The sequence below is a fragment of the Paraburkholderia sprentiae WSM5005 genome, assembly GCF_001865575.2.
GTDB lineage: Bacteria > Pseudomonadota > Gammaproteobacteria > Burkholderiales > Burkholderiaceae > Paraburkholderia > Paraburkholderia sprentiae.
Map to the genome: position 1 here is coordinate 840562 of NZ_CP017561.2, position 25326 is coordinate 865887.

The 25326-nt window shown below is 64.6% G+C and carries 22 protein-coding genes; 9 read left to right on the forward strand and 13 right to left on the reverse strand.

Translation table 11 applies throughout. From position 1 onward, the window contains the following. Positions 1 to 86: 86 nt before the first annotated feature. Together BJG93_RS03925 and BJG93_RS03930 are read right to left on the reverse strand one after the other, a co-directional pair. Positions 87 to 845: an SDR family oxidoreductase gene (locus tag BJG93_RS03925; protein ID WP_027197042.1), complete on the reverse strand. Its 759-nt coding sequence runs from the start codon at positions 843 to 845 to the stop codon at positions 87 to 89. A 50-nt stretch (positions 846 to 895) separates the two neighbouring features. After that, complete coding sequence (locus tag BJG93_RS03930; RefSeq protein ID WP_027197043.1) at positions 896 to 2335, reverse strand: aldehyde dehydrogenase family protein; 1440 nt, start codon at positions 2333 to 2335, stop codon at positions 896 to 898. Between the two features lie 303 nt (positions 2336 to 2638). Between BJG93_RS03930 and ppa the strand changes: the two genes are divergently transcribed. Together ppa and BJG93_RS03940 are read left to right on the forward strand one after the other, a co-directional pair. Then, positions 2639 to 3166, forward strand: coding sequence for an inorganic diphosphatase (gene ppa, locus BJG93_RS03935; RefSeq protein ID WP_027197044.1), 528 nt, complete (start codon positions 2639 to 2641; stop codon positions 3164 to 3166). Positions 3167 to 3462: 296 nt separating this feature from the next. Then, positions 3463 to 5559 (forward strand): FUSC family protein, encoded by a 2097-nt coding sequence (locus tag BJG93_RS03940; protein WP_027197045.1) that lies wholly within the window; start codon positions 3463 to 3465, stop codon positions 5557 to 5559. A gap of 6 nt (positions 5560 to 5565) precedes the next feature. Here BJG93_RS03940 and BJG93_RS03945 read toward each other — a convergent pair whose 3' ends face one another. Together BJG93_RS03945 and BJG93_RS03950 are read right to left on the reverse strand one after the other, a co-directional pair. Beyond that, positions 5566 to 5880, reverse strand: a complete 315-nt coding sequence (locus BJG93_RS03945) for a GIY-YIG nuclease family protein (RefSeq protein WP_027197046.1) — start codon at positions 5878 to 5880, stop codon at positions 5566 to 5568. A gap of 10 nt (positions 5881 to 5890) precedes the next feature. Then, a complete protein-coding gene (locus BJG93_RS03950; RefSeq protein ID WP_027197047.1) occupies positions 5891 to 7060 on the reverse strand; it encodes a GNAT family N-acetyltransferase in 1170 nt (389 codons plus the stop codon). A gap of 150 nt (positions 7061 to 7210) precedes the next feature. Between BJG93_RS03950 and BJG93_RS03955 the strand changes: the two genes are divergently transcribed. Both BJG93_RS03955 and glnK read left to right on the forward strand, forming a co-directional pair. After that, complete coding sequence (locus BJG93_RS03955; RefSeq protein ID WP_027197048.1) at positions 7211 to 8923, forward strand: NAD+ synthase; 1713 nt, start codon at positions 7211 to 7213, stop codon at positions 8921 to 8923. 100 nt (positions 8924 to 9023) lie between these two features. Continuing rightward, the gene (gene glnK / locus BJG93_RS03960) at positions 9024 to 9362 is read left to right on the forward strand and encodes a P-II family nitrogen regulator (protein WP_018419771.1); all 339 of its coding nucleotides are present in this window, start codon (positions 9024 to 9026) and stop codon (positions 9360 to 9362) included. A 183-nt stretch (positions 9363 to 9545) separates the two neighbouring features. Here the strand turns inward: glnK and BJG93_RS03965 are convergent, their stop codons facing one another. The 4 genes from BJG93_RS03965 to BJG93_RS03980 all read right to left on the reverse strand — a co-directional run bounded on the left by BJG93_RS03965 (position 9546) and on the right by BJG93_RS03980 (position 13723). Beyond that, positions 9546 to 10703, reverse strand: coding sequence for a porin (locus tag BJG93_RS03965; RefSeq protein ID WP_027197049.1), 1158 nt, complete (start codon positions 10701 to 10703; stop codon positions 9546 to 9548). A gap of 612 nt (positions 10704 to 11315) precedes the next feature. Then, positions 11316 to 12095, reverse strand: coding sequence for an ABC transporter ATP-binding protein (locus tag BJG93_RS03970; RefSeq protein ID WP_027197050.1), 780 nt, complete (start codon positions 12093 to 12095; stop codon positions 11316 to 11318). A 228-nt stretch (positions 12096 to 12323) separates the two neighbouring features. Beyond that, positions 12324 to 13037 carry an ABC transporter permease gene (locus BJG93_RS03975; RefSeq protein WP_018419774.1) on the reverse strand — a complete coding sequence of 238 codons (714 nt, stop codon included), beginning with the start codon at positions 13035 to 13037 and terminating at the stop codon, positions 12324 to 12326. Next, complete coding sequence (locus tag BJG93_RS03980; RefSeq protein ID WP_027197051.1) at positions 13034 to 13723, reverse strand: ABC transporter permease; 690 nt, start codon at positions 13721 to 13723, stop codon at positions 13034 to 13036. The genes BJG93_RS03975 and BJG93_RS03980 overlap by 4 nt, the downstream gene beginning before the upstream one ends. Positions 13724 to 14290: 567 nt before the next feature. On the opposite strand from BJG93_RS03980, the gene BJG93_RS03985 reads away from it, so the two are divergent. Continuing rightward, positions 14291 to 15001 carry a pirin family protein gene (locus tag BJG93_RS03985; RefSeq protein ID WP_027197052.1) on the forward strand — a complete coding sequence of 237 codons (711 nt, stop codon included), beginning with the start codon at positions 14291 to 14293 and terminating at the stop codon, positions 14999 to 15001. 139 nt (positions 15002 to 15140) lie between these two features. Here BJG93_RS03985 and BJG93_RS03990 read toward each other — a convergent pair whose 3' ends face one another. Beyond that, the gene (locus BJG93_RS03990; protein ID WP_027197053.1) at positions 15141 to 15674 is read right to left on the reverse strand and encodes a periplasmic heavy metal sensor; all 534 of its coding nucleotides are present in this window, start codon (positions 15672 to 15674) and stop codon (positions 15141 to 15143) included. A gap of 218 nt (positions 15675 to 15892) precedes the next feature. Here BJG93_RS03990 and BJG93_RS03995 point away from each other — a divergent pair, with 218 nt between their 5' ends. Together BJG93_RS03995 and BJG93_RS04000 are read left to right on the forward strand one after the other, a co-directional pair. Further along, positions 15893 to 16618 (forward strand): response regulator, encoded by a 726-nt coding sequence (locus tag BJG93_RS03995; protein WP_027197054.1) that lies wholly within the window; start codon positions 15893 to 15895, stop codon positions 16616 to 16618. Then, on the forward strand, positions 16602 to 17921 hold the full coding sequence (locus BJG93_RS04000) for an ATP-binding protein (protein WP_027197055.1): 1320 nt from the start codon (positions 16602 to 16604) through the stop codon (positions 17919 to 17921). The genes BJG93_RS03995 and BJG93_RS04000 overlap by 17 nt, the downstream gene beginning before the upstream one ends. 58 nt (positions 17922 to 17979) lie before the next feature. Here BJG93_RS04000 and BJG93_RS04005 read toward each other — a convergent pair whose 3' ends face one another. Then, positions 17980 to 18246, reverse strand: a complete 267-nt coding sequence (locus tag BJG93_RS04005) for a hypothetical protein (protein ID WP_027197056.1) — start codon at positions 18244 to 18246, stop codon at positions 17980 to 17982. An 81-nt stretch (positions 18247 to 18327) separates the two neighbouring features. Further along, positions 18328 to 20019 carry a sensor domain-containing diguanylate cyclase gene (locus BJG93_RS04010; RefSeq protein WP_027197057.1) on the reverse strand — a complete coding sequence of 564 codons (1692 nt, stop codon included), beginning with the start codon at positions 20017 to 20019 and terminating at the stop codon, positions 18328 to 18330. Positions 20020 to 20709: 690 nt separating this feature from the next. Between BJG93_RS04010 and BJG93_RS04015 the strand changes: the two genes are divergently transcribed. Beyond that, a complete protein-coding gene (locus tag BJG93_RS04015) occupies positions 20710 to 22461 on the forward strand; it encodes an ABC transporter permease (RefSeq protein ID WP_027197058.1) in 1752 nt (583 codons plus the stop codon). A 19-nt stretch (positions 22462 to 22480) separates the two neighbouring features. Further along, complete coding sequence (locus BJG93_RS04020) at positions 22481 to 23827, forward strand: ABC transporter ATP-binding protein (protein ID WP_027197059.1); 1347 nt, start codon at positions 22481 to 22483, stop codon at positions 23825 to 23827. Between the two features lie 63 nt (positions 23828 to 23890). Here BJG93_RS04020 and BJG93_RS04025 read toward each other — a convergent pair whose 3' ends face one another. Together BJG93_RS04025 and BJG93_RS04030 are read right to left on the reverse strand one after the other, a co-directional pair. Then, positions 23891 to 24427, reverse strand: coding sequence for a hypothetical protein (locus tag BJG93_RS04025; protein WP_051374374.1), 537 nt, complete (start codon positions 24425 to 24427; stop codon positions 23891 to 23893). Beyond that, the gene (locus tag BJG93_RS04030; RefSeq protein ID WP_027197061.1) at positions 24424 to 25002 is read right to left on the reverse strand and encodes a hypothetical protein; all 579 of its coding nucleotides are present in this window, start codon (positions 25000 to 25002) and stop codon (positions 24424 to 24426) included. Before BJG93_RS04030 ends, BJG93_RS04025 begins: the two co-directional genes overlap by 4 nt. Between the last annotated feature and the right edge of the window lie 324 nt (positions 25003 to 25326).

Consider the following 25326-nt stretch of genomic DNA (forward strand, 5'->3'; position numbering starts at 1 on the left):
CCGCGCCAGGCCTTTTGCACGATGAATCGATATTGGGGGAAAACACTGACTGCGCACGCATCGCGTGCGCGGCGCATCACTCACCGCTATACGCAGCGTCCCCCATCCACTTCGAGGCACACGCCGGTAATGAACTCCGCCTCATCCGAGGCCAGATACAGCGCCGCATTCGCAATATCCTGCGGCGTCGAAAACCGCCCGAGCGGAATCCCCGCCAGAAACTTCTGCCGATTGTGCGGCGTGTCCTCGACGCCCATGAATTCGGACAGCAGCGCGGTCTCACCGATCACCGGATTCACGCAGTTCACCCGTATCCGCTCCGGCCCGAGTTCGACCGCGAGCGACTTGCTCGCGATGATCACCGCGCCTTTGCTGCCGTTGTACCAGACGAGCCCCGGCCGCGGCCGCACGCCCGCCGTCGACGCGATGTTGATGAAGCTGCCGCCGCCTTGCTCGCGGAAATACGGCACGAACGCCTGCACACTCCAGTAGATGCTCTTCACGTTTACCGCATAGACGCGGTCGAACTCGGCCTCGGTCACGTCGAGCACCGGCTTGTTGCGATGCGTGGTGCCCGCGTTGTTGACGACGATCTGCACGCTGCCGAAATCTTCGAGGGCGGCCTCGCGCAACGTTCCCCAGTCGTCGCGTTGCGCGACGTCGCCGGGCACCGCGATCGCCTTGCCACCCGCCATCGCGATCTCGCTCGCCACGCGTTCGGCGGCCGGACCATTGAGATCGTTCACCACGACGTTCGCGCCTTCGCGCGCAAAGGTCTTTGCGATGCCCTCGCCGAAACCCGAACCGCCGCCCGTGACGATGGCCGTTTTACCTGTCAAGCGCATGATGTCTCCTGTTGCTTGTGATGGATAGAGCGATGCGTTCGCCGGATCCGCTAGCCGTGCCGGATCGCAATCGTCTTCAGCACCGTAAAGCCATACAGCGCCTCGAAGCCTTTCTCGCGACCATGCCCCGAATGCTTGACGCCGCCGAACGGCAACTCGACGCCGCCGCCCGCGCCATAGTTGTTGATGAACACCTGGCCCGAGCGCAGGCGTCGCGCGAGCCGCATCTGGCGCGCGCCATCGCGTGTCCAGATGCCGGCGACGAGCCCGAACTGCGTGCCGTTCGCGAGCGCGCGCGCTTCGTCTTCGTCGCGGAACGACATCGCGGCGAGCACCGGACCGAATACTTCGTCGCGCGCGAGCCGGTGAGTCGCGGGCACGTCGCGCAGCAAGCTCGGCGCCTGATAAAAGCCGCTTTCAGGCGCTTCGGGAATCACTTCGCCGTGCGCGGCCATGGCGATGCCGTCATGCTGCGCATCGGACAGAAAGTCCCATACGCGCTGCTGCTGTTTCGCGCTGATCAGCGGTCCGCAGTCGAGATCGGCAGTCGATGGCCCGACGCGCAGCCCCTGAAACGCGCTGCTGAGCCTGTCGAGCAGCGGCTCGTAAATGGCCTGGTCGATCAGCACGCGGCTACCCGCCGAGCAGGTTTGCCCGGCGTTTTGCACGATCGCGGCAATCAGCACCGGCAGCGCGGCGTCGAGATCGGCGTCGGCGAACACGATTTGCGGCGACTTGCCGCCGAGTTCGAGCGTGACCGGCACGTGGTTCTCGGCCGCCATCTGCGTGACGAGCTTGCCGGTTTCGGGCGAACCCGTGAACGAGATGTGATCGATGCCCGGATGACGCGCCAGCGCGGCGCCCGCTTCGTGCCCATAGCCGGTCACGATATTGAGCGCGCCAGCCGGCAGGCCGGCTTCGGCGGCGAGCTCGGCGACACGCAGCACCGACAGGCACGCGTCCTCGGCCGGTTTGACGACGCACGCGTTGCCGGCCGCGAGCGCCGCGCCGACGCTGCGCCCGACAATCTGCATCGGATAGTTCCACGGCACGATGTGGCCGGTCACGCCGTGCGGCTCGCGGATCGTCAGCACCGTATAGCCGGCGTGGTAGGGCAAGGTCTCGCCGTGAAGCTTGTCGGCCGCGCCGGCGTAGAACTCGAAATAACGGGTGAGGGCGGCGGCGTCGGCGCGCGCCTGTCTGAGCGGCTTACCGGTGTCGCGCGCTTCGAGCTGCGCGAGCTCTTCCTGGCGCGCGGCCACCAGCAGCGAAAGCCGGTACAGCACGCGGCCGCGCTCGGCGGCGCTCAGGGCGCCCCATGCGCCGTCGAACGCGCTGCGCGCCGCGTGCACGGCGGTGTCGATGTCGGCCTCGGTGCCGCGTGCGATGCGCGTGAACGGCTGGCCGTCCGACGGATCGAGCACGGCGATCGTGTCGCCGCCGGAAGCGGCGCACCACTCGCCGCCGATGAAATGCCGGGCTTCTTCCATGCATGCTCCTTGAAGATGACGCGCGGCCGGCGTGCGGCGGCGCGGGTTCGAGGGGAGACACCAAACGGTAGAGACGGGAAGCGAGAGTCGCCAGACGATTATCGCGCCGATCCAACCGCGGATGCCACCTGCCGATTGGCTATAATGGCGCATTCCGCGCGGTCCGGTGCGTGGCCCCGTCGTTCGGGGCGAAAGGCCTTTCGGGGTTCGCCGCGTTCGCGGTTCGCACCCAGTTCACGTCCGCATCCGCCGTCCGCGCGCCGTTCGCCGGCTTCCGATTTCCATCCCCTTCAGAGAGCGCTCATGAGCTTCAATCACGTTCCCGCAGGCAAAGACCTTCCGCACGATTTCAACGTCATCATCGAAATCCCGGCGCAAAGCGACCCGGTGAAGTACGAAGCCGATAAGGACCTGGGCCTGCTCGTCGTCGACCGTTTCATCGGCACCGGCATGCGCTATCCGGCCAACTACGGCTTCATTCCGCAGACGCTGTCGGGCGACGGCGACCCGGTCGACGTGCTGGTGATCACGCCGTTCCCGCTGGTGGCAGGCTCGGTCGTGCGCGCCCGCGCGCTCGGCATGCTGCAAATGACCGATGAATCGGGCGTCGACGCGAAGCTGATCGCCGTGCCGCACGACAAGATCTGCCCGATGACCGCGGACCTGAAGTCGGTCGGCGACGTGCCGGCGTACCTGAAGGACCAGATCAAGCACTTCTTCGAGCAATACAAGGCGCTTGAAAAGGGCAAGTGGGTCAAGGTCGAAGGCTGGGCGGACGTTGATGCCGCCCACAAGGAAATCAGCGAAGGCGTGGCGAACTACAAGAAGTAAGCCGCGCCGCGGTTCCCCCGCTCGCTGCATGCCGTGCGAAAGCCGCGCGAGTCCGCAAGGACCGCGCGGTTTTTCTTATGCGGTTGCGCGGCGTTCGACTACCGTGCGACAAGCGCCCACCATTTCCGTCTCGCACGCTTCGTCTGGCGTGCATAACCTGAACGCATTACGACGATGTACGGAACGCATTTTTATATTTAGGTGTAAACCCGTATCATTTGCCGCACGACCTCGCGCTCACGGCTCACTGCTCCATCGCGCGCGCGTTTCCATCACTTCTAGAAAGCACTGTCCGGATGCTCAACCGCAGCAAGTCCCACTCGACATCGCAGCGCCGGTCGACCCGGCTGCACTCGGTCGTCACCGCGATCTACCGCAAGCGACCGGTCTGGATGGTGTCGTTCGCGGCGAGCGAGGCGAGTCTGTCGGAGGGCTTGCGAGCGGCCTGCGCGTCCACCGCGATGCTGGCGCTCGGCAACCTGCTGCACGATCCGGTATTCGCGTGGGCGGCGATCGGCGCGTTCTGGACCTGCCTCGCCGATGCGGCCGGCTCGAACCGCGCGCGCTTCATGTCGATGATGAGCTTTGCGCTGCTGTCGACGCTGTGCGGCGGCATCACCGCTTTCGCATCCTCGGCCGGCAACGCGCTGGCAGCGCTCGCGGTGCTCGCGTTCGCGACGCTCGGCGCGTTCGGCCGCATCTGGGGCGCGGCCACGTCGCAGGTGACGATCCTCGCGGCGACCGCCTGCGTCGTGATGGTCGATCGGCCGATGCACGACGCTCGCGCGGGTGCCGCGTTTCTCGGCGTCTATCTGGTCGGCTGCCTGTTCGCGACCGCGCTGAGCCTGACCGTGTGGCGCATTCATCCGTTCGGCGCGAGCCGCGCGTCGTTGCGCGCGGTGTATCTGCGGCTCGCCGATGTCGCCTTCGATAGCGCGCGTCTCGTTGGCGAACGCGCCGCGCCGCGCGAATGGACCACGCATGCCGCGCGCTTTCGCGCCGACGCGCGCGCGTCGCTCGAACGTTCACGCGATGCGCTCGCGAGCGTGCCCGCTTCGAAAGCGGGCGGTGCGGCCGTCTACGACACACTGCTTGGCTTGTTGACCGACGGCGAAGCGTTGTTCGCCTATCTGATCGCGGTATCGGGTGCGGGCGAGAAAGTGCCCGACGATCCGCGCCGCACGCAACGCGCGGCGCGCTTGCTGAGTGCGATCGGCACAGTGCTCAGCGACATCGGCAGCGCGACCGGCGATGCGCGCTGGGAACGTCTCGCCGCTGCGCAGGCACGTCTGCGGCGTCTCGCGCAGCGGCTCGAAAGCGCGTTGCTCGAACCGGTGAAGCTGTTATCCGGTTTCGAGCTCGTCGATTTCGCACCGCGCGAGGTGCACGTCGAGCCGTGGCGCGCGTGTGTCGCGCGTTACACCGCGCGCGCGTGGTCGACGCTGAAGGCGAACCTGTCGTGGCAGTCGGTCGGCTTGCGCCATGCGGCGCGTGTCGGCGTGACGACGACGGCGGGCTTCGTCGTGATTCGCGCGCTCGGTCTGCCGTTCGGCTACTGGGCGACGATGGCGACGCTGCTGATCCTGCAGCCGTCGATTGCGGCGACGTGGCCGCGCAGCATCGAGCGCGCGGCGGGCAGCATCGTCGGCGGCGTGCTTGCGGCGGCGATCGGCTATGCGATTCATTCGCCGCTCGGCATCTCGCTCGCGGTGTTCCCGCTCGTGATGGCGACGATGGCGCTGCGCCCCGTCAGCTACAGCCTGTTCGTGCTGTTCCTGACGCCGGCTTTCGTGCTGGTCGCCGACTTCGCGACCCCGGGCGCCAACGAGTTGGCGTTCGCGCTGACGCGGCTCGGCAACAACGTACTCGGCTGCGTGCTCGCGCTGCTCGCGACGTTCGTTCTATGGCCGACGCGCGAGAAGCTCGACGTGCGCGTTTATCTCGGCGACGCGGTGCGCGCGAATCTCGCGTACCTGCGCGCGTCGCTCGACGCGCCGCGGCACAGCGGCAAGGAGATCGAGCAATTGCGCCGCGCCGCGGGTCTGACCAGCAACAATGCGGAAGAAGCGATAGGCCGGGTGCGGCTCGAAAAGCTCGAGGACTCGATGGCCGATACCGTCGCGCTGACGGTGCTGAGCCTGCTGCGGCGGATGGCCGGCACCGCGACGCAGTTGCGCCTCACCGCGAACCGTCGCGACATGCATGGCGAACTCGACGAATGGGTCGTGGCGATGAGCGCGGCAATCGAGGCCGCGTTGAACCGCACGTTACGGCCGGTGTGGCTCGACTTGCCCGCGCGCGAGCAGTTGACGTCGCTCGAAGCGGACGCGGTTGGCGAGCTGGCGCGGGTGCATCGGCTGTTGACGGAGAGGATGCGCGAGGCGAGGGGATAGCCCAACTCAGCCGGAATTGTCGCCGTCTTGCGCGTCGGTATTCACCGCCACCACCGGCAACACCGACTGCAGCGTGAACACGCCGGCCGCCAGCGCGCGCTTATCCGCCGCCGTGAGCCGCTTGACCCAATACTCGGCGCTCGACGCGCTCGACCGGTCCGCCAGCTCGAACGACGCCAGCACGCGCACCGGCTTGCGCGAGCGCGTGTAACGCGCGCCCGTGCCGCTCACGTGCTTGTCGAAGCGAGCAGCGACATCGGTCGCGATGCCGGTATAGACGCTGCCGTCCGAGCATTCGAGCAGATAGAGAAACCACGCCATAGCCGCGCTGCTAGCCTTTGAACGGATTGTGTTCGCGCAGCTCGTCCACGTATGCGTGGATGCTGTTCTTTTCGTTGTCGAGGAAATGGCCGACCGCGTCGGCGAACGCCGGATGCGCGAGCCAATGCGTCGAGCGCGTGACCGTCGGCAGAAAGCCGCGCGCCATCTTGTGCTCGCCCTGCGCGCCGCCTTCGAACGCGCCGAGCTTGGCTTCGATGCAGAATTCGAGCGGCTGATAGTACGCGGTTTCGAAGTGCAGACACGGCACGTGTTCGAGCGCGCCCCAGTAGCGGCCATACAGCGTGCCGCCGGTCTTATCGTCGCGCTGATAGACGACGAGCGAGCTGGCGATCGGCTTACCCTCGTATTCGGCGATCACGAGCAGCAGATTCTCGGGCATCGACGCGCCGATCATCCGGAAGAAATCGAGGTTCAGATACGGACTCGAAAAATGCTCGCGATAGGTTTGCCGATAGCACTTGCTGAAGAAGCGCCAGTCGGCGTCCTTGATGTCTTCGCCGTGGATCCTTCGCATCGTGATGCCCGCGTCGCGCACCTTGCGACGTTCGGCGCGGATGTTCTTGCGTTTCTTCTGTTCGAGCGTCGACAGAAAGTCTTCGAAGTCGCGATAGCCGTCGTTGAGCCAGTGAAACTGCACGCCTTCGCGTTGCATCATGCCGATCCCGGTGAGCGCGTCCGCTTCGGGTTGCGTCGGAAACAGCACATGCAGCGACGACACTTCGGCCTGCTCGGCGAACGCCATCAACGTGGCCGCGAGATGGCGCAACGCGTGCTCATCGGTCGACAGCAGCCGGTTGCCCTGCACCGGCGTGAACGGCACCGCGCACAGCAGCTTCGGGTAATAGGGCAGGCCGTTGCGCTTGTACGCGTCGGCCCAGGCCCAGTCGAACACGTACTCGCCGTACGAGTGGCCTTTGAGGTAGACGGGCGCTGCCGCCGCGAGCTTGCCCGTGCGCGCGTCGGTCAGCGTGACGAATTGCGGCGCCCATCCCGTGTCGGGGACCGCGCATTGCGTCGCGCTCAGCGCGCTCAGAAACTCGTGCCGCAAAAACGGCGTGGGCTGAGGCTGAGCGGCGAGAAGGGCGTTCCATTCGGCGGCGTCCACCTCGGAGGGCGATGCCAGAATGCCCGTGCGATAATCGATGCGTTGCTGGTTCAATCTGAGTGACTGTTTGCAATGACCGGCGTGGCGCGGTGAAGCTGAAGCGGCCACGTCGTTCGTTGAGTTCGTTTATCCGGTCTGTCCAATTCCGTCGAGCCATCTAGCCGCGGTACCGCGAGCCGCGAAGGCTTGCCTGTCGATCCTGCCATGAAGACCCGAATCGCTCTTGCTCAAATCAATGTCACCGTCGGCGACTTCGCCGGCAACGTCGCGAAGATCGTCGCCGCCGCGCGCGCCGCGCACAGCGATGGTGCGAAGCTGCTGGTCGCGCCTGAACTCGCGCTGTCGGGCTATCCGCCCGAAGACCTGCTGCTGCGCCCCGCGTTCTACACCGCGAGCGCGGCCGCGTTGGCCGATCTCGCCGCGCAGTTAAAGCCGTTCACGGGCCTGCATGTGATCGTCGGTCATCCGCTGCGCGACGGGTCGGACAACCTCGCGCACAAGCCGGCGAACGGCCATGGTAATGCAAACGCGCCGATCGAGCGCGGCGTGCCGCCGGTCGATACGTTCAACGCGGCGTCGCTGATCGTCGACGGCGAAGTGAAGGGCACCTACCGCAAGCAGGATCTGCCGAATGCCGAGGTGTTCGACGAGAAGCGCTACTTCGCCTCCGACCCGCAGCCATTCGTGTTCGAACTCGACGGCGTGAAGTACGGTGTCGTGATCTGCGAGGACGCGTGGCATGCGTCGGCCGCGCAAATGGCAAAGGCCGCGGGCGCCCAAGTGCTGCTGATTCCGAACGGCTCGCCCTATCACCTCAACAAGGAAGCGGTACGCTTCGACATCCTGCGCGCGCGCATTCGCGAGACCGGTATTCCAATGGTCTACGTGAACATGGTCGGCGGGCAGGACGAGCTGGTGTTCGACGGCGGTTCGTTCGTGCTCGACGCTCACGGCGAACTCGTCGCGAAGCTCGCGCAGTTCGAGGAAGCCACGGCCATCGTCGAATTCGACAACGGCACGCCGCTGCCGGCCGCGCGCGCACCGGAGCAATCACTCGAAGCGCAGGTGTACGCGGCGCTCGTGACGGGGGTGCGCGACTACATCGGCAAGAACGGTTTTCCAGGCGCGCTGATCGGTCTCTCGGGCGGCGTCGATTCGGCGCTTGTGCTGGCCGTCGCGTGCGATGCGCTCGGCGCCGACAAGGTCCGCGCGGTGATGATGCCGTCGCGCTACACGGCCGACATCTCGACCACCGACGCTGCCGAGATGGCGCGCCGCGTCGGCGTGCGTTACGACGAGATCGCGATTGCGCCGATGTTCGACGCGTTCCGGGGCTCGCTCGCCGATGAGTTCGCGGGCCGTGCCGAAGATGCGACTGAGGAGAACATTCAGGCGCGCATTCGCGGCACATTGCTGATGGCGCTGTCGAACAAGTTCGGCTCGATCGTGCTGACCACCGGTAACAAGAGCGAGATGGCGGTCGGCTACTGCACGCTGTACGGTGACATGGCCGGCGGCTTCGCGGTGATCAAGGACATCGCCAAGACGCTCGTGTACCGGCTGTGCCGCTATCGCAACGCGGCCACCACGTTTGCGACGCGCGAGGTGATTCCCGAGCGCATTCTGACGCGCGCGCCGTCGGCGGAGCTGCGCGAGAACCAGACCGACCAGGACAGCCTGCCCGAATACGAAGTACTCGACGCGATCATGCGCATGTACATGGAAGAGGACCGTTCGCTCGCGGAGATCATCGCGGCGGGCTATCGGGTCGATGACGTGAAGCGCGTCACGCGTCTGATCAAGATCAACGAGTACAAGCGCCGCCAGGCGCCGATCGGGATTCGCGTCACGCATCGCGCGTTCGGCCGCGACTGGCGTTATCCGATCACGTCGCGCTATACCGAGCCGGTGGAGTGAAAGACGACGCGCACGCGGATGCCGCAATGCATCCGGCGCGGCGTAGAATAAAAATCATCCTTTTTCTTTCCACTCTTCCCATCAAGAGACGAGGTTCGCCATGAAGCGCATCACCGCAGTCATCAAACCGTTCAAACTCGACGAAGTGCGCGAGGCGCTCGCGGAAGTCGGCCTCACAGGCCTGACCGTTACCGAGGTCAAGGGCTTTGGCCGCCAGAAAGGGCATACCGAGCTCTACCGTGGTGCAGAGTACGTGGTCGACTTTCTGCCGAAAGTGAAGATCGAAGTCGTGGTGGCGGACAACCAGTGCGATCAGGTGATCGACGCGATCATCGGCGCGGCGCGGACCGGCAAGATCGGTGACGGCAAGATCTTCGTCTCGGACGTCGAGCGCGTGATCCGTATCCGTACCGGCGAAGAGAACGAAGCAGCGGTATGAGCCGGCGCAATCACGCACCGGCCCGGTGCGCGCAACGGCAAAAACCGTGCGCCGAATAAAAAACGGTGCAATACCCTTGCGGATACTGCACCGATACGCGCCTCTCGCAGCAGCGTGAAAAAGATTCTCTCGAAGAAACTCGTGATACACCCCGAGGAATGACCCTCGGGGCGCACTGTTCGATTAGAACGAGTGCTGGATACCTGCGTACACGCCGGTTTGCTGGCGGCCTTGCAACGGGTTGTCCGTTGCAGCGGCGAAGCCCGCATTGTTCGCGTTCAGACCGAAGTTAGCATTCCGGCTGTTGCGCACCGTCGCAGCCTGCAGGTCGAGCAGCGTGCGCTTCGACAGGTTGTACGAACCGCCAACCGTGTAGATCGTCGCATTGCCCGCGCCGTTGTTGCCGTTCACGTGGTAGACCGCCGCGATCAGAGCTGCAGCCGGCGTTGCCTGCCACGTCACACCGCCCCATTCGTGATTGAGCGTGGTCGGCTGACCGGGCAGAACGCCCGTTGCACCTGCCGAACGCACTGCCTGGTAAGCGGCCTGAATCTTGAACTGGCCGAGGAACACATTCAACAGAGCCGAGTACTCGCGCGATGCAGCGAATACGCCGTTGGCCGTGTTAGCCGTATTGATGCCGTTGTTGGCGACCGGGCCACCCCACAACTGACCGTTCGCCGGGTTGCGGATTTCGTCGTACAGACCGCGGACCTGGAAGAGCGACGTCGTGTAGGTGATCTGCGCGCCGGCTTCGCGACCTTGTCCGGTGGAGCCATTGCCGTTCCAGCTCGTCGCATTCGACAGCGCGTACTGACCGTAGAAGTCAAAGCCTGCGATCTTCGGCGACTGGTACGCGAAGTTGTTGCTCGACTGCGGCCAGTTGCGGCCGCGCACCAGCGATGCCGACGACCAGTTGGACTGACCGAACGGGTCGAAGTCCCACACGCCGTTCGAGATGAAGAGCATGCGGCCCATCGTGAACGTACCGTACTGGCTGTTCGACAAGCCGACCGTTGCCCAGCGATTGAAGAGACCGCCGCCGCCAGGACCTGCGCCCGTCATCGTGTTGAACGAGCCTTCCAACTGGAACAGCACCTTGTTGCCGCCGCCGATGTCCTCGACGCCCTTCATGCCCCACAGGCTGGTACCCCAGTCACCGCTTTCCGCCTTGAAGCGGTTCGAGCTGCTGTTGGCCGCGCCGTTGGCGTTAGCGCCGGTCGGCACGCCCGACATGTACTCGAGACCTGCATCTAAACGGCCATACAGCGTGACGCTGCTCTGAGCGTGTGCAACAACGCCGGCCGACATCAGCGCAGCAGCGAGCAAAGCTTTCTTCATCTTCTCCTCCATACCCTGTCAAAAAAGAAACCCAGTACTGCGAGTGGTGTTCGGACGCGATTAGCCCCGAACAGAAAGCGGTACCAGGGGAGCGTGGCGAGCGGATAGGGATTCTCCTGCCATGGCGTGTAGCGTCGAGCTATCTTTGCGCCATGCCGATCCCTCGCCGACCGGTTCTCCTCTGTGTTTTGAAGTGAAACTACTTTTAATCAACTTAGTTTTGCTACTTTGGTTACTAATTTATCAAAAATAGCTTTGACTGACAGAAGAAATTAGTACCGCCCACAAGCGGTGTCGCCAAATTGCAATACGAATGTGTGCCCGGACCCGGAGCAGCCCCTCGCGAAATCGCTGAAAGCCTTATGTGGCAAGGTAATCGCGGCTCGCGAGGGGTCGCATTAAGGATTGCCACTATTGACGAGTCAAAAGCGGCGCGTTAGGGCGGAAAAACGGCTTGGCTGACCCGTTTTGTGGGATTTTCGGCGGTTTTCGGTGACCGAATGGCCGGGAAGGAGGAGGCGGCGAAAACGCAAAAGGCGCTCGTAAGCGCCTTGTAAAACTACATCGACTACATTGAAATGCCGGCCGCGTCATAAGCGGCGGGTAATTTTATTACTTGAGACTGCCCGACAGGAATTGCTTCAGACGTTCGCTTTTCGTGTTGCCGAACACTTCGTCGGGACGACCTTCTTCTTCGACGCGGCCCTGGTGCAGGAACATCACGTGGTTCGACACGTTACGCGCGAAGCCCATTTCGTGCGTGACGACGATCATCGTGCGGCCTTCCTCGGCGAGCTTCTGCATTACCTTCAGCACTTCGCCGACGAGTTCGGGGTCGAGCGCGGACGTCGGTTCGTCGAACAGCATCACGTCGGGATGCATCGCCAACGCCCGCGCAATCGCCACGCGCTGCTGCTGGCCGCCCGACAGATGGGACGGATACTGCTTTTCGAGACGCGGCGCAAGGCCGACCTTCTCCAGATATTCGCGCGCGCGATCCTCGGCTTCCTTTCGTTTCAGACCCAGCACATGCACTGGCGCCTCGATGATGTTCTCGAGCACATTCATGTGCGACCACAGGTTGAAGTGCTGGAACACCATCGAAAGCTTCGTGCGCACGCGCTGCAACTGTTTCGGGTCCGACACGCGCAACGCGCCGTCCTTCGCGCTCTGCGTGCGCACTTCCTCGCCGTCGACGAAAATGCGCCCCGCGTTCGGCTGTTCCAGGAAGTTGATGCAGCGGAGCATCGTGCTCTTGCCCGAACCGGATGAGCCGATCACGCTGATCACGTCGCCGGCATTGGCTTTCAGCGACACGCCCTTGAGGACTTCGTTGTCGCCGTACTTTTTGTGAAGCTCGTCGACGAAGAGCTTCTGCTTCTTGGGGTTCATCAGGATCCTTAACGAGCTTGCTTGTATAGGGTCTGCTTACATATGGAACGCACGTGCAAACCCATTCCTGGATTTCATTGCAGGGGAATGCCCGCTATCGGCCGCATGGCGGCGTCGCGCGTCGCTCACGTGGCGCGGCCACGCAGCGCTCCTTACTCCTTGCCCTGCGGCCGATAGCGGGCATTCGCACGTGCGTTCCATATGTAAGCAGACCCTATGGACGCGCAGTTACTTGCCTTGCGGCCGCAGATAGGCGAGCCAGCGACGCTCGGCGCGGCGGAACAGCCACACGAGCGCGAAAGAAATGCAGAGGTACAGCAGTGCGGCGATGCCGAACGCGTTGAAAGACTGATACGTCGCGGAGTTCACGTCGCGCGCGATCTTCAGGATGTCCGGCACCGTGGCCGTGAACGCGACGGTGGTCGCGTGCAGCATCAGGATCACTTCGTTGCTGTAGTAGGGCAGCGCGCGGCGCAGCGCCGACGGCAGAATGACGCGGCGGTACAGCGTAAACGACGACATGCCGTACGCGCGCGCCGCTTCGATCTCGCCGTAGGGCGTCGCCTTGATCGCGCCCGCGAAGATTTCGGTGGTGTACGCGCAGGTGTTCAGCGTGAACGCGAGCAGCGTGCAATGCATGCCGTCGCGGAAGAACGCGTTGGTCAGCTCGTTGTTGCGGATGATCTCGAGGCTGTAGAGACCCGTGTAGCACAGCAGCAATTGCACGTAGAGCGGGGTGCCGCGGAAGATATACGTGTACAGCCATACCAGGCCCGCGAGCCATTTCTTCTTCGACACGCGCGCGACCGCGAGCGGCACCGACAGACAGAAGCCCAAGCCGATCGAGACGACCAGCAGCCACAACGTGATCGCGACACCGGTGAAGCGATAGCCGTCGGTGAACAGATAGTTGCGCCAATATTGCTGAATGATCTCGATCATAGATCCGCCTTTCGCACGCCGGTCGAGTAACGCTTTTCGAGGTACATCAGCACGAAGTTCGACACTGTGGTGATGACGAGATAGATCGCTCCCGCGAGCAGCGTGAAGAAGAAGAACCGCAACGTGCCCTTGCCGGCGTCCTGCGAGGCCTTGACGACGTCCGCCAGACCGATGATCGACACGAGCGCGGTCGCCTTGACCATCACCTGCCAGTTGTTGCCGATGCCAGGCAGCGCGAAGCGCATCATCTGCGGGAACATCACGCGCGAGAACACCTGCCAGCTCGTCATGCCGTAGGCCGCGCCCGCTTCGAGCTGGCCGCGCGGCACAGCGAGAAACGCGCCGCGGAACGTCTCGGTGAAGTACGCGCCGTAGATGAAGCCGAGCACCGCGACGCCGGCCACGAACGGGTCGATGTCGATCTGCTCCCAGCCGAGCGCGTCGGTCAGGTTGTTCAGCCAGATCTGGATGCTATAGAACAGCAGCAACATCAGCACAAGATCGGGCACGCCGCGCACGAGCGTCGTGTACACGGTGCCGATGCCGTTCGACAGGCGGTTCTTCGACAATTTCGCCGCCGCGCCGAGCAGCCCGAGCACGAAAGCGAGCACGAGCGAGAGCACCGCCAGCTTGACGGTTTGCCAGGTGCCGCTGACGAGCAGCGGGCCGTAGCCTTGAAGGAACATAGATAGTCCTTGACGATGCGCTTCTCGCGCATCGCGAAAGACGCGGCCAGCGTCGCGCCGCGTCGCAGACGAGCGCTTGGCTCGCCGCGATCCTCGGCGCACAGCGTGCCGCTGTGCAATACATGCCGCAGAAACGTTGAAGCTTCTGCCGCGCGCTTTTGGGACTTTCGTCTCGGATTGTTTTGAATCTACTGCCGGCTGTCTGCCACCTTCGTTGCCACTTCGACTGCCAGGGACCGACGCTCGCTATTCTAGGCGGTCAAAATTGCCGTGCCGCTGCGATTGTTGCCAGCGCCCCGGTCGTCCTTTCGCGGATGGTTTGTCCGGCGCGGCGCGCTGGTCCGGCGACGCTTGCCGGCGCGGCCCGCACGTCCCGCGGGAGGTCCCCGTGGCTTGAAAAGCGCGGTATTTTACCCGAACAGCGCCAAGGTGCCAGTGCGGGACGGCAGCGCGCGATTGCATGCATCGATGGAACGCTCCGGTGCGGCCGCGCACGATTGTTAAGTGGGCGCGCAGCCCCTACATTTGCGCCATCGCTCTGATTGATTACTTACCGGGAGATTTTCCATGATCGAGATTCGCCGCTCCGCGGAACGCGGACATGCCAACCACGGCTGGCTCGACTCGTATCACAGCTTCTCGTTCGCCGACTACCGCGACCCGCAGCACGTGCACTTCGGGCCGCTGCGCGTGATCAACGAAGACCGCATCGCCGGCGGCCAGGGTTTCGGCGCGCATGGGCATCGCGACATGGAGATCGTCACGTATGTGCTCGAAGGCGCGCTCGCGCATCGCGACAGCATGGGCAACGGCTCGACGATCCGTCCCGGCGACGTGCAGCGCATGAGCGCGGGCACCGGCGTGCAGCATAGCGAGTTCAACGCGTCGAGCGACGAACTCGCGCATCTGCTGCAGATCTGGATCATTCCGCGCCGCGCGGGCGATCAGCCCGGCTATGAGGAAAAGCACTTCGACGCCGACAGCAAGCGCGGTCGCCTGCGCGTGATCGCGTCGCCCGACGGCCGCGACGACTCGGTGACGATTCATGCGGATGCGTCGATCTACGCGGGACTGTTCGACGGCGCCGAACACGCGACGTTCGCGTTGCCGGCGGGGCGCCTCGCCTATGTGCACGTTGCACGTGGCACGTTGAGCGTGAACGGCACGGTGCTCGAGGCAGGCGATGCCGCCAAGCTCGGCGATGTAGACACCGTGACGCTGGAACAGGGCGACGACGCGGAGGTGCTGCTGTTCGATCTCGGTCAGTTGAATGGCTGATTCAAGCGGTTGATTCGCGCCGCCCGCGAATCGAGCAGCGAGCAGGGCCAAACAGCAACGCCACGGAAAACCTCTTCCGTGGCGTTTTTCTATTAGCGAAGCGCGCTTCCTGGCGCGCCTCGCGGATGCATCGCGCCGCTTACTGTTTGACGGCCTGCGCCGACGCCGCGTCCTTGTGCTGCTCCCAGCGCTCGCGCATCTTCTCGTGACGCTGTTCCATCCGCGCGAAGCGCTGCTTCAGCGCCGTGCTGACGGTGGTCTTCTGCTGGTCGTTCAGGCCGTTGTAGAACTTCAGCCACGCGTCGGTGGTTTGCTGACGCAGTTGCGCGTCCTTCTGCTCGATCTGCTGATGTGTCGCGGCCATCGCGTTCAGATCGAGGATCGGCTGCTGCTGCGCGGCCTTGAACTGGTCGTGAGCCTGCTTGCGGTTGGCGCGCATCGCTTCGCGGTTCTGCTTCATCGTGTCGAGCGCGTTTTGCCACAACTTTTCCTGATCCGCGTTCAGCTTCAGCTGATCGTGGAGTTGGGTCAGTTCCTGCATGAAGTGGCCATGCCAGCCGCCGGGGCCTCCGTGCGCGTGCTCGGCGGGTTGAGCGGCATAAGCGGCGCCCGCGCCGACGGCGAGAGCGGTGGCAGCAACGGCGAGAACGCGCGAGATCTTTTTGGTGGACATATAAGGCTCCTTGTAATGGAATAGCCGACGATGCAACCGGTCGTGGGACTGCCTGCACTCGGTAAGCCACAGCGTAGAGAACCGCCAGCGCCGCTGTGTTACGCGCCCGAACGCGGCTATTACCGGCAATTACGCGCAGCTTTCGCGGTAACAACCGGTAACCCTTCAGACGGTTCGGAAAACGAAATCTCTTTTAGCGGGGCGTTAAACTTCAATCCATGGCTACTCAAATTCTGGTCGTCGACGACGACGTCGAACTGCGCGATCTGTTGCGCGACTATCTCGCCCGTCAGGGCATCGAAGTTTCGGTGCTGCACGACGCGGGCTCGCTCGAGCGGCGCCTCGAGCGCGAGCGCCCCGACCTCATCGTGCTGGACCTGATGATGCCCGGCGTGGACGGCCTCACCGCGTTGCGCAAGCTGCGCGCGTCGGGCGACGATATCCCCGTCATCATGCTGACCGCGCGTGCGGACGACGTCGACCGTATCGTCGGGCTCGAACTGGGCGCGGACGACTACCTCGGCAAGCCGTTCAATCCGCGCGAACTGCTCGCGCGCGTGCAGGCGGTGCTGCGGCGGCGCCGCACGCTGCCGTCGGCGGCCGCGCCCGAGCAGCGCGAGCCGTTCAGCTTCGGGCGCTTCACGCTCGATTTCCAGTCGCGCACGTTGCATCAGGAAGACAGGCCGCTCACGCTGTCGGGCAGCGAGTTCGCGCTGCTGAAGATCTTCGTCAATCACCCCATGCGCACGCTCACGCGCGAGCGCCTGCTGGAACTGCTGCACGGTCCCGAGTACGACGGCACCGACCGCGGCATCGACGTGCAGGTGTGGCGCCTGCGCCGCATTCTCGAAACCGATCCATCCACGCCGCGCTTTATTCAGACCGTGCGCGGCCGCGGTTACGTGTTCGTGCCGGACGGCGAGCAGCATGCGTCGGCCCATTGACTCGCTGTTCGGGCGGCTCGCGCTGCTCGTCGTCGCGGTGCTGATGCTGTCGCATTTCGCGTGGTATGCGCTGATGCGGCTCGAACGTTCGCAACTGCAAGCGCGCTACGCGGTCGAGGAAGCAGCCTTTCTCGTCGACGCGGTGCGTCAGCACGTTGCTCGCACACCGGACCAACCGTTACCGTCACGCGTGAAGCTGGTCGACCCGGCGAGCCCCGACGTGCCGGCGGCGTCCAGCGCGCATATGCCGCCGCCGCTCGAGCGTTTCGTCGAGGACGTGCGCGACCGTATGCCGGCCGACACCCAGGTGCGCGTCGGTCCGCCCGGCGCGCCGCCCACGCTATGGGTGCGCGCCCCGACCGACCGGAACTGGATCGTTGTGCCGGTGCAGCCGCTGCGCAAGCCGCGCTCGCTCGACCGCACGGTCTTGTGGCTCGTCATTATTTTCTCGTTCGCGGTGATGGCGGCGCTGTTCGCCGCGTGGGCGCTGCAGCGGCCGCTGCGCTTGCTCGCGCAGGCGGTCGCGCGCTTCGGCCGTGGGCTGCCGGTGCCGCCGGTGCCCGAGCGCGGGCCGCGCGAGTTGCGGCAACTCACGCACGGCTTCAATCAGATGGTGCAGGAAGTCGCGCGTACCGAGAACGATCGCGCGGTGATGCTGGCCGGTGTCGCGCACGACCTGAAGACACCGCTTGCGCGTCTGCGGCTGCGCGCCGAGATGATGGACGACGCGAAGACGCGCGACGGCGTCGTGCGCGACGTCGATTCGATGACGCATATCGTCGAGCAGTTCCTGCTGTTCGCACACGACGGGGCGGACCGCAGCGAGCCGGTGGCAGTCGATGCGCAGTGCGAGCGCGTCGTGCGCAGCTATCGGGCGGTGACCACCGGGGCGCCGACCGTGCAGACGGAACTGAACGCCGGGCCGTCGTTTCTGCTGCCCGCAGCCACGCTCGACCGGATCCTCTCGAACCTGCTCGACAACGCGCATGCGTATGGCGCACCGCCGGTGGTCGTCGCGACCGCGCGCACGTCGCAGGGATTTACGCTATCGATTAGCGACAACGGCAAGGGCATCGCCGCCCAGGATCTGATCAACGCGAGCCGGCCATTCGTGCGCCTCGACCCCGCGCGTGGCGGCAACGGCCATAGCGGGCTGGGCCTCGCGATCGTCGAGCGGCTCGTGCGGCGCGCGGGCGGTGAATGGGAAATCGGCAATCACGGTGGCCGCGGTTTGCGGGTGTTGATGAGCTTTCCGTTCGAAGTGCTGCCGCGCGTCGCGGCGGTCTCGGAAAACGCGTGGTAGGAGCAGGTCCTGGCGGGCGATGCGGGCGTGGGGCGCCGGCATCGTGAGCGGGGAGCGGTCAATCGGAAAACAGCGTATTGAGCGCGTTGGCCGTGTCGCTATCGACGGTATTCCAGGTCACCGTTTCCGCTTCGAAAATGTAGTGCGTCGTATATTTGCCGAGGCGCGCGAGTATTTCCTCCTGAATCAGTTCCGGCGCGACCTTCAGTTTCAGATACCACGCGGTCGACGACAAACGCGTCTGGAATGCGCCGTATTCGGCGAGCAGATGGTCGAATGCATCAGCGTCCTGATCGCGACAGACGATCACCAGGTTTCCCTTCATGCGAATCTCCGTTAATGCGGTAGCGACGATCCAATATCAGGATCGATGATACCCGCTGGCTATTTCGGTGACGTCAAGGTATTACCAGGCATTCACCGCCGTGCGCGTGGGCGGCGCGGTATCGTCGGGCGGCAACGCTTCGGTGCGGTCGCGCCCGCCGGTCTTCGCCGCGTACAGCGCGGTATCGGCGCGGCTCATCAGACGCTCGGGCAGATCGTCGGGCGACAACTCGGTGATGCCGATGCTCACGCTCAACTCCACCGACGCCGGCAGCTTCGGCGAGGGCACCGCTTTCAAGCGCAGCCGCAAACGCTCGACGACCTCGCGCCCGCTCGTGAGATCGGTGGCCGGCAGCAGCAGGCCGAACTCTTCGCCGCCGAGCCGGCCGATTGCGTCGGAGCCACGCAGCTCGGCGCGGCACGTATCGACGAAATGTTCGAGCGCACGGTCGCCGGCGGCGTGGCCGAAGCAGTCGTTGATCTGCTTGAAGTGGTCGAGGTCGGCGATCGCCATGCATAGCGGCTCGCGGCCCGCATGCGCGCGGTCGATCTCATGGCGCAGCAGGTCGAGGAAATAGCGCCGCGACAGCGCGCCGGTCAGCGCGTCGTGCCGTGCCTCCGCCGACAGCAGCGTATTGGCCGACTGCAACTGCTCGGCGAGATCGCGTGTCGCGCGATGGTGGCGCCGCTCGCGCACATAGGACACGGTGATCACCCACGCGAGCGCGACGGTGCCGGCCAGCGTGAGGAACACCAGCAGATGGTCGCGCTTGTGATTGCGCAGCAGCTCCGGCCATGCGGCGAGCGGATCGACCAGATGCGCGGAGAGCCCCGAGTTCAGACCGCCGCGGTTCTGATAGAGCGCTGGGGCCGGCTGTTCGCTCATGCCGAACAGCTGCGCGGCGACCGACGCCGGCACCCACGGCGCCTGCTCACGCACTTGCGTGTCTTCGCGGATCAGCATGTCGGGGAATGTCTCGCGCCGGTAGATGATGCGCCGCTCGGCGGGGCCCATCTGTGTGACGGGGGAGTTCGGCAACGCGTGGCCTTCGAGCGCACTGTTGTGCGCCATGATGATGACGCCGTTGTCGTCGGAGACGAAAGTGCCCGCGTGCGCGACCCAGTGGCGCAACCGCGCGATGCCGACCTTGGCGACCACCGCGCCGACCAGCAGCCCGTCCGCGTACACCGGCGCGGCGATGAAGATGCCCGGCTCGCCGCTCGCGCGACCGACGCCGTAGGCTTCGGAGAATGCGCCGAGCAGCGTGTTGGTCAGATAGCCGCGCGCGCGCATGTCCACACCGACGAACGATTGCTGCACGCCGTCGGCGGCCGACATCGTACCGCTCGACGCGACGCAGATGCCGTTCGCGTTGACGATCCAGACCTGGTCGAGCCCGGAGAAGCCCTGCGCTTCGTGCAGGAACTTGCTGACCGCGGCCATCTTCGGGTCCTTCAGCAACGCGGCGCGCATGGCGGGTTCCGCCGCTTCGCTGTTCGCGGCATAATTCTGCGATTGCACCAGGGCCCGCTGGACCACATCCATTTCGGCCATGGTCGCTGGGATGGCGCGGGACATCGCGAGGTCGCTGGCAATCACTTCCGCCATGTTGTCGACGATCGACGTGGACATTTGCCGCTGCGCGCGCAACGCCGCATCCAGCTCTTGCTGTACCATCCGGTCCGCGACCATGCCAGCCACGAACCAGCAGACGAGTACGATCAGCACGAAGCTGACCGGCCCGGCCACCTGGCGCAAGGTTGTCCCGTTCATCGACCCTCTGATCCGTCTGGCTGTGACATGCAACTTGCTCGTTCGTGGCAGCGCGCTCGCAACGCTGGGTTGTTACCTGCGTCGGCTGCGGTGTCGTCCCGTCGCGAGCGACGTGCGCGTTGCCGCCGCCAAGGCCCGGGATGAACCGCTGATAAACAGGTACGTCGTTTCCCGATTTTAACCGTCGCGGGGCACGATGCCACCGTTATTGCTGGGATGCGGCCTGCCTATGCCGCGCCGATCAGATTCTTAACGGCAGCCGCGCCGCATTCTTGATAGCTGCGGAGCCCGAGGGGCCGCTCGAGCGACGCTGCCCGATGCGACGCGCCGATGTGGCTTGCGCGCCACGCCGCGAGAGGGCCTCACGATGCGGTATCGCAATTTGCGGCGAAAGGTTGTGCCTGAAACATGGGATGGTGTAGTGTCGTGCCGTCCAAAACGAGGAAAGCCCGCCGGCCCTCGGGCGGCGCCCGCGGCGACAGGAATCCGGCGTGATGGTTGGGGTCGTAGGCGACGCGTCCACGAACCTGTCCATTGCCGGCTCACGTGTCTCCAACGCTAACGATTTACCACGCACGCGCGTTTTGCCATGCCTGATTTCCGCTTTCCGGACCGATCCATAGACCGCCGCGGAGCAGCCGCGGCCTCCTTCGAGCGTTCGACTGTCTGTTTCAAGGGGGAGGGCGTCTGATGGATTTCAGCTTCAACCTGAAGCGCACCGCCAATGCATCGGCATGGCGTGTGTTGCCCAACCGCTGGGACTTCGTCGCGTTCCCGCTGATCATCTGCCTGATCGCGATGGCGTCGATCGGCTTTCACGAGACGCTCGCGCCGATGTCGACGCTCAAGACGCAGGCGATCTCGCTCGATCCGGCCAACCTCCCCGAATACGCGATGCGCACCACGCTGCGCATGCTCGCGGCGATGGTCGCATCGCTGATCTTCACGCTGATCTACGGCACGCTCGCCGCCAAGAGCCGCCGCGCCGGTCTCGTGCTGGTGCCGATCCTCGACATCCTGCAGTCGGTGCCGGTGCTCGGCTACATCTCGTTTACGGTCACGTTCTTCCTCGCGATGTTCCCGGGCCGCGTGCTCGGCGCCGAGCTCGCCGCGATCTTCGCGATCTTCACGAGCCAGGCGTGGAACATGACGTTCAGCTTCTATCAGTCGCTGCGCACCGTGCCGCGCGATCTCGACGAAGTGTCGCGCGGCTTTCATCTGACTTCATGGCAGCGCTTCTGGAAGCTCGAAGTGCCGTTCTCGATGCCGGGCTTGATCTGGAACATGATGATGTCGATGTCGGGCGGCTGGTTCTTCGTGGTCGCCTCCGAAGCGATCACGGTCGGCAACAACACGATCACGCTGCCGGGCATCGGCGCCTACCTGGCGCACGCGATCAGCGACAAGAACCTGCACGCGATCGGCTGGGTCATCCTCGCGATGACGGTCGTGATTCTCGCCTACGACCAGTTGCTGTTTCGCCCGCTCGTCGCGTGGGCCGACAAGTTCCGCATGGAGTTTACGAGCTCGGGCGATGCGCCCGAATCGTGGCTGCTCGACCTGATTCGCCGCACGCGGCTGATTCACCGGCTGCTCGTGCCGCTCGGCTGGATGTTCGCGCGCGCGGCCCGCGTGCGCTTCCAACTGCCGGCGTTCAGCGCGCCGCGCTTTCACATTCCGCAGCGCGAGAAGAACTCCCGGATCGGCGACATCGTTTGGGCGGCGATCGTACTGCTGGCCACGGTGTACGTGGTGTACCGCGTGTTCATGTATGTGCGCACCGGTGTGTCGCTCGACGAGGTCGGCCACGTGCTCGTGCTCGGCCTGATCACGCTGTTGCGTGTGATCGTGCTGATCGCGATCGCTTCGGTGATCTGGGTGCCGGTCGGCGTGCTGATCGGCCTGCGCCCGGCGCTGGCTGAAAAGGTCCAGCCGCTCGCGCAGTTCCTCGCCGCATTCCCGGCGAACCTGCTGTTCCCGGTGTTCGTGATAGCGATCGTGCGTTTTCACCTGAATCCCGACATCTGGCTGTCACCGCTGATCGTGCTCGGCACGCAGTGGTATATCCTGTTCAACGTGATTGCCGGTGCAAGCTCGTATCCGAACGACTACCGCGAGGCGGCCAAGAATTTCCACATTCGCGGCTGGCAGTGGTGGCGTCAGGCGATGCTGCCGGGCATTTTTCCGTACTACGTGACCGGCGCGATCACCGCGTCGGGCGGCGCGTGGAACGCTAGCATCGTTGCCGAGTTCGTGCAGTGGGGCGACACAAGGGTCGCTGCGCATGGCCTGGGCGCCTATATCGCGCAGACCACCGCGGCGGGCGACTATCCGAAAATCATCGTGGGCATCGCCGTGATGTCCCTGTTCGTGACCCTGTTCAACCGACTGCTGTGGCGTCCGATGTACGCCTACGCCGAAGGCAAGCTCCGTCTAGATTGAGAAATGAAGGCTTAACGCGATGCAAAATCCTAAAGCTGCTATGACCGCCGCGCCGATCCAGACGCCGCCGAAGCCCCCGCGCCTCGGCGAGGAAATCCTGCGCGTCAAGGACGTGTGCCGCGGCTTCAACAAGACGCAGGGCGAACTGCTCGTCCTCGACGACGCGAACCTGTCGCTGCGCGAAGGCGAGATCGTCGGTCTGCTCGGCCGATCGGGCTCGGGCAAGTCGACGCTGTTGCGCATCATCGCCGGTCTGATCGAGCCGACCGATGGCGAAGTCACGTACATGGGCAAGCCGCTCGAAGGCCCGGCGAAGGGCGTCGCGATGGTGTTTCAGACCTTCGCGCTGTTTCCGTGGCTGACCGTGCTGCAGAACGTGGAGGCCGGTCTCGAAGCGCAAGGCGTCGGCGCGTCGGAGCGGCGCACGCGCGCGCTCGCCGCGATCGACCTGATCGGTCTCGACGGCTTCGAAAACGCGTATCCGCGCGAGCTGTCGGGCGGCATGCGCCAGCGCGTCGGCTTTGCGCGCGCGCTCGTCGTCGATCCGACGCTGCTGCTGATGGACGAGCCGTTCTCCGCGCTCGACGTGCTGACCGCCGAAACGCTGCGCACCGACCTGCTCGATCTGTGGACGCAAGGCCGCATGCCGATCAAGGCGGTGCTGATCGTCACGCACAACATCGAGGAAGCGGTGTTCATGTGCGACCGCATTCTGGTGCTGTCGTCGAACCCGGGCCGCGTGATCGCCGAGATCAAGGTGCCGTTCAAGCATCCGCGCAATCGTCTGGACCCGGCGTTCCGCCGCCTCGTGGACGACATTTACGCAAAGATGACCGCGCGTCAGACCGACGAAAAGACCAGGAAAGGGCTGGAGCTCGGCAGCTGGCTGCCGCACGTGTCGACCAACTTGATGGCTGGTCTGATCGAGACGCTCGCCTCCGCGCCGTATCATGGTCGCGCGGACATGCCGGAAATCGCGCGCTCGCTGCATCTGGAGGTCGACGATCTGTTCCCGATCGCCGAAGTGCTGCAGCACTTAGGTTTCGCGGACGTACGCGAGGGCGACATTTTCCTGACCCCGCCGGCGCGGGTGTTCTCCGAGTTCGGCACGCAGGAACGGAAGATGATGTTCGCCGAGCATCTGCTGCGGCACGTGCCGCTCGCCGCGCGAATCAAGAAGGTGTTGAACGAACGGCCGGGACACCGCGCGCCGCGCGTGCGCTTCGAGCAGGAACTCGAGGACTTCCTGTCAGACAGCGCCGCGGAAGAGACGCTTGACGCGGTCATCAACTGGGGCCGTTACGGCGAGATCTTTTCGTATAACGATCAGACCGAAATCTTCAGTCTGGAAGACGTGGAGTCTTAAAGCTTCGTTTTTCGCCAGACACTGCGGTTCAGACAAAAAGCGGCGAGAAACCTCGCCGCTTTTTTATTGCAGATTGCCCCAGCGCGCGACCGCCGGCTCGGCCGTCGCCCACTTCCAGCCCTTGTCCTGCTGGCACGCGCTCGCCGTGAACCACCTCTCCGGCGCGTTGGGGCCGTCGCCGTCCTGGACCGAGAACACGAAATCCTTGCACAGCGCGAGCGCCGAGCTGACCGCACGAGTCACGCGCACCTGGCCATGCCCGTTCTCGATCGGCAACATATGTTTGACCGACCACGGTTTCGTTTCGCCGACCGGCATCGTGCCGACCAGCGCCGCCATCAGATCCTGCTGATCCTTGTGCATGCTGCGCATATAGCGCGCGACCGCTTCGTCGGTCGCGGCCTGCACGGCCACGCCGACGCCGAGCGCGACGGCCGGATTGCTGGTCACGATGCCCGACGCGACACCCGCCGCCGCGCCGCTCGCGGCGCCGATCGACGAGCAGCCGCTCGCTAGCAGGCTCGCACCGACGCATAGCGCGCCGGCGGCGATGAGCCGCAGCAGATCTCTCATCGGAACGCTAGGCGAGCGCATTTTCATTGCAGCGCACCCCAGCGCTCGGTGGCGGGTTCGGCCGATGCCCAACGCCAGTCCTTGCCATCGCGGCAAACCGATGCGATGTAAAACGCGCTGCTCGCAGGCTTGTCACGCGTCGCGGTCTGATCGACCGAAAAGACGATTTCCTTGCAGTCGAGCGCGCCGGTGCTGATCAGACGGCTGACGGTCACGCGGCCGTGTTCGTCGTCTTCGATCGGGAAAGAGTGCGTGATGCTCCACGGGGCGACGGCGCCGACCTCGAGCGGACCGGCTGCCTGCGCGATGCTGTTCTGCGTATTGGTGTGGACCACGCGCTCGGAATACTGGACGCCTGCGCGCGCGGCGGCGACCGCGCCGAGGCCGATGCCGGTCGCCACCGCCGCGTTGCTGGTGACCTTGGTGGCGACCGCGGCACCCGCGATACCGGCGCCCGCGACCGCGCCTTCCGTGTACAACGAACTACAGCCGCTCAATGCCGACGAAACCGCCAGCGCCAGCGCCATCAGCGCCGTTACGTGGGGGCGTTTGCCTGCGGCAACGGACTTCGCGTTGCCAGCCCACACCATGTTCTTTTGCATTTCTCCCGTCCCTGCCCGTACAGGTGCCCGCGTTCACGCATCGCGCGTGTAAACGAAGGACACGTCGTTTATTACGCTGCCGCATTGTGCAGGATGCATTTTGTAATTGGCAGCGAAAAAATGCAAAGAATTGCAAAACATCGTGCGCTGCGATGCTTTTTGTTGCATGGGTAGGACGACCTTACCTGGCTGTGCCAAGTAATTTGAGACATGAAAAATTTGCCGTCGGCGTGGGACTTGGGAGCAGGTGGATGCGGTGCCGTGAAACGGCGCGAAAAGACCACGACGGACAGCGCAACAGCGGGCCGCCGTCGGCGAACGCGC

Bases quoted from the DNA above. Each gene is read 5' to 3' on its own strand.
- glnK (WP_018419771.1), top strand. From the start codon at position 9,024: ATGAAGCGCATCACCGCAGTCATCAAACCGTTCAAACTCGACGAAGTG.
- BJG93_RS03970 (WP_027197050.1), bottom strand. From the start codon at position 12,095: ATGAACCCCAAGAAGCAGAAGCTCTTCGTCGACGAGCTTCACAAAAAG.
- BJG93_RS03995 (WP_027197054.1), top strand. From the start codon at position 15,893: ATGGCTACTCAAATTCTGGTCGTCGACGACGACGTCGAACTGCGCGAT.
- ppa (WP_027197044.1), top strand. From the start codon at position 2,639: ATGAGCTTCAATCACGTTCCCGCAGGCAAAGACCTTCCGCACGATTTC.
- BJG93_RS04005 (WP_027197056.1), bottom strand. From the start codon at position 18,246: ATGAAGGGAAACCTGGTGATCGTCTGTCGCGATCAGGACGCTGATGCA.
- BJG93_RS03980 (WP_027197051.1), bottom strand. From the start codon at position 13,723: ATGTTCCTTCAAGGCTACGGCCCGCTGCTCGTCAGCGGCACCTGGCAA.
- BJG93_RS04015 (WP_027197058.1), top strand. From the start codon at position 20,710: ATGGATTTCAGCTTCAACCTGAAGCGCACCGCCAATGCATCGGCATGG.
- BJG93_RS03990 (WP_027197053.1), bottom strand. From the start codon at position 15,674: ATGTCCACCAAAAAGATCTCGCGCGTTCTCGCCGTTGCTGCCACCGCT.
- BJG93_RS03930 (WP_027197043.1), bottom strand. From the start codon at position 2,335: ATGGAAGAAGCCCGGCATTTCATCGGCGGCGAGTGGTGCGCCGCTTCC.
- BJG93_RS03985 (WP_027197052.1), top strand. From the start codon at position 14,291: ATGATCGAGATTCGCCGCTCCGCGGAACGCGGACATGCCAACCACGGC.
- BJG93_RS04030 (WP_027197061.1), bottom strand. From the start codon at position 25,002: ATGCAAAAGAACATGGTGTGGGCTGGCAACGCGAAGTCCGTTGCCGCA.
- BJG93_RS03940 (WP_027197045.1), top strand. From the start codon at position 3,463: ATGCTCAACCGCAGCAAGTCCCACTCGACATCGCAGCGCCGGTCGACC.
- BJG93_RS03945 (WP_027197046.1), bottom strand. From the start codon at position 5,880: ATGGCGTGGTTTCTCTATCTGCTCGAATGCTCGGACGGCAGCGTCTAT.
- BJG93_RS03965 (WP_027197049.1), bottom strand. From the start codon at position 10,703: ATGAAGAAAGCTTTGCTCGCTGCTGCGCTGATGTCGGCCGGCGTTGTT.
- BJG93_RS03955 (WP_027197048.1), top strand. From the start codon at position 7,211: ATGAAGACCCGAATCGCTCTTGCTCAAATCAATGTCACCGTCGGCGAC.
- BJG93_RS04020 (WP_027197059.1), top strand. From the start codon at position 22,481: ATGCAAAATCCTAAAGCTGCTATGACCGCCGCGCCGATCCAGACGCCG.
- BJG93_RS04010 (WP_027197057.1), bottom strand. From the start codon at position 20,019: ATGAACGGGACAACCTTGCGCCAGGTGGCCGGGCCGGTCAGCTTCGTG.
- BJG93_RS04025 (WP_051374374.1), bottom strand. From the start codon at position 24,427: ATGAAAATGCGCTCGCCTAGCGTTCCGATGAGAGATCTGCTGCGGCTC.
- BJG93_RS04000 (WP_027197055.1), top strand. From the start codon at position 16,602: ATGCGTCGGCCCATTGACTCGCTGTTCGGGCGGCTCGCGCTGCTCGTC.
- BJG93_RS03925 (WP_027197042.1), bottom strand. From the start codon at position 845: ATGCGCTTGACAGGTAAAACGGCCATCGTCACGGGCGGCGGTTCGGGT.
- BJG93_RS03975 (WP_018419774.1), bottom strand. From the start codon at position 13,037: ATGATCGAGATCATTCAGCAATATTGGCGCAACTATCTGTTCACCGAC.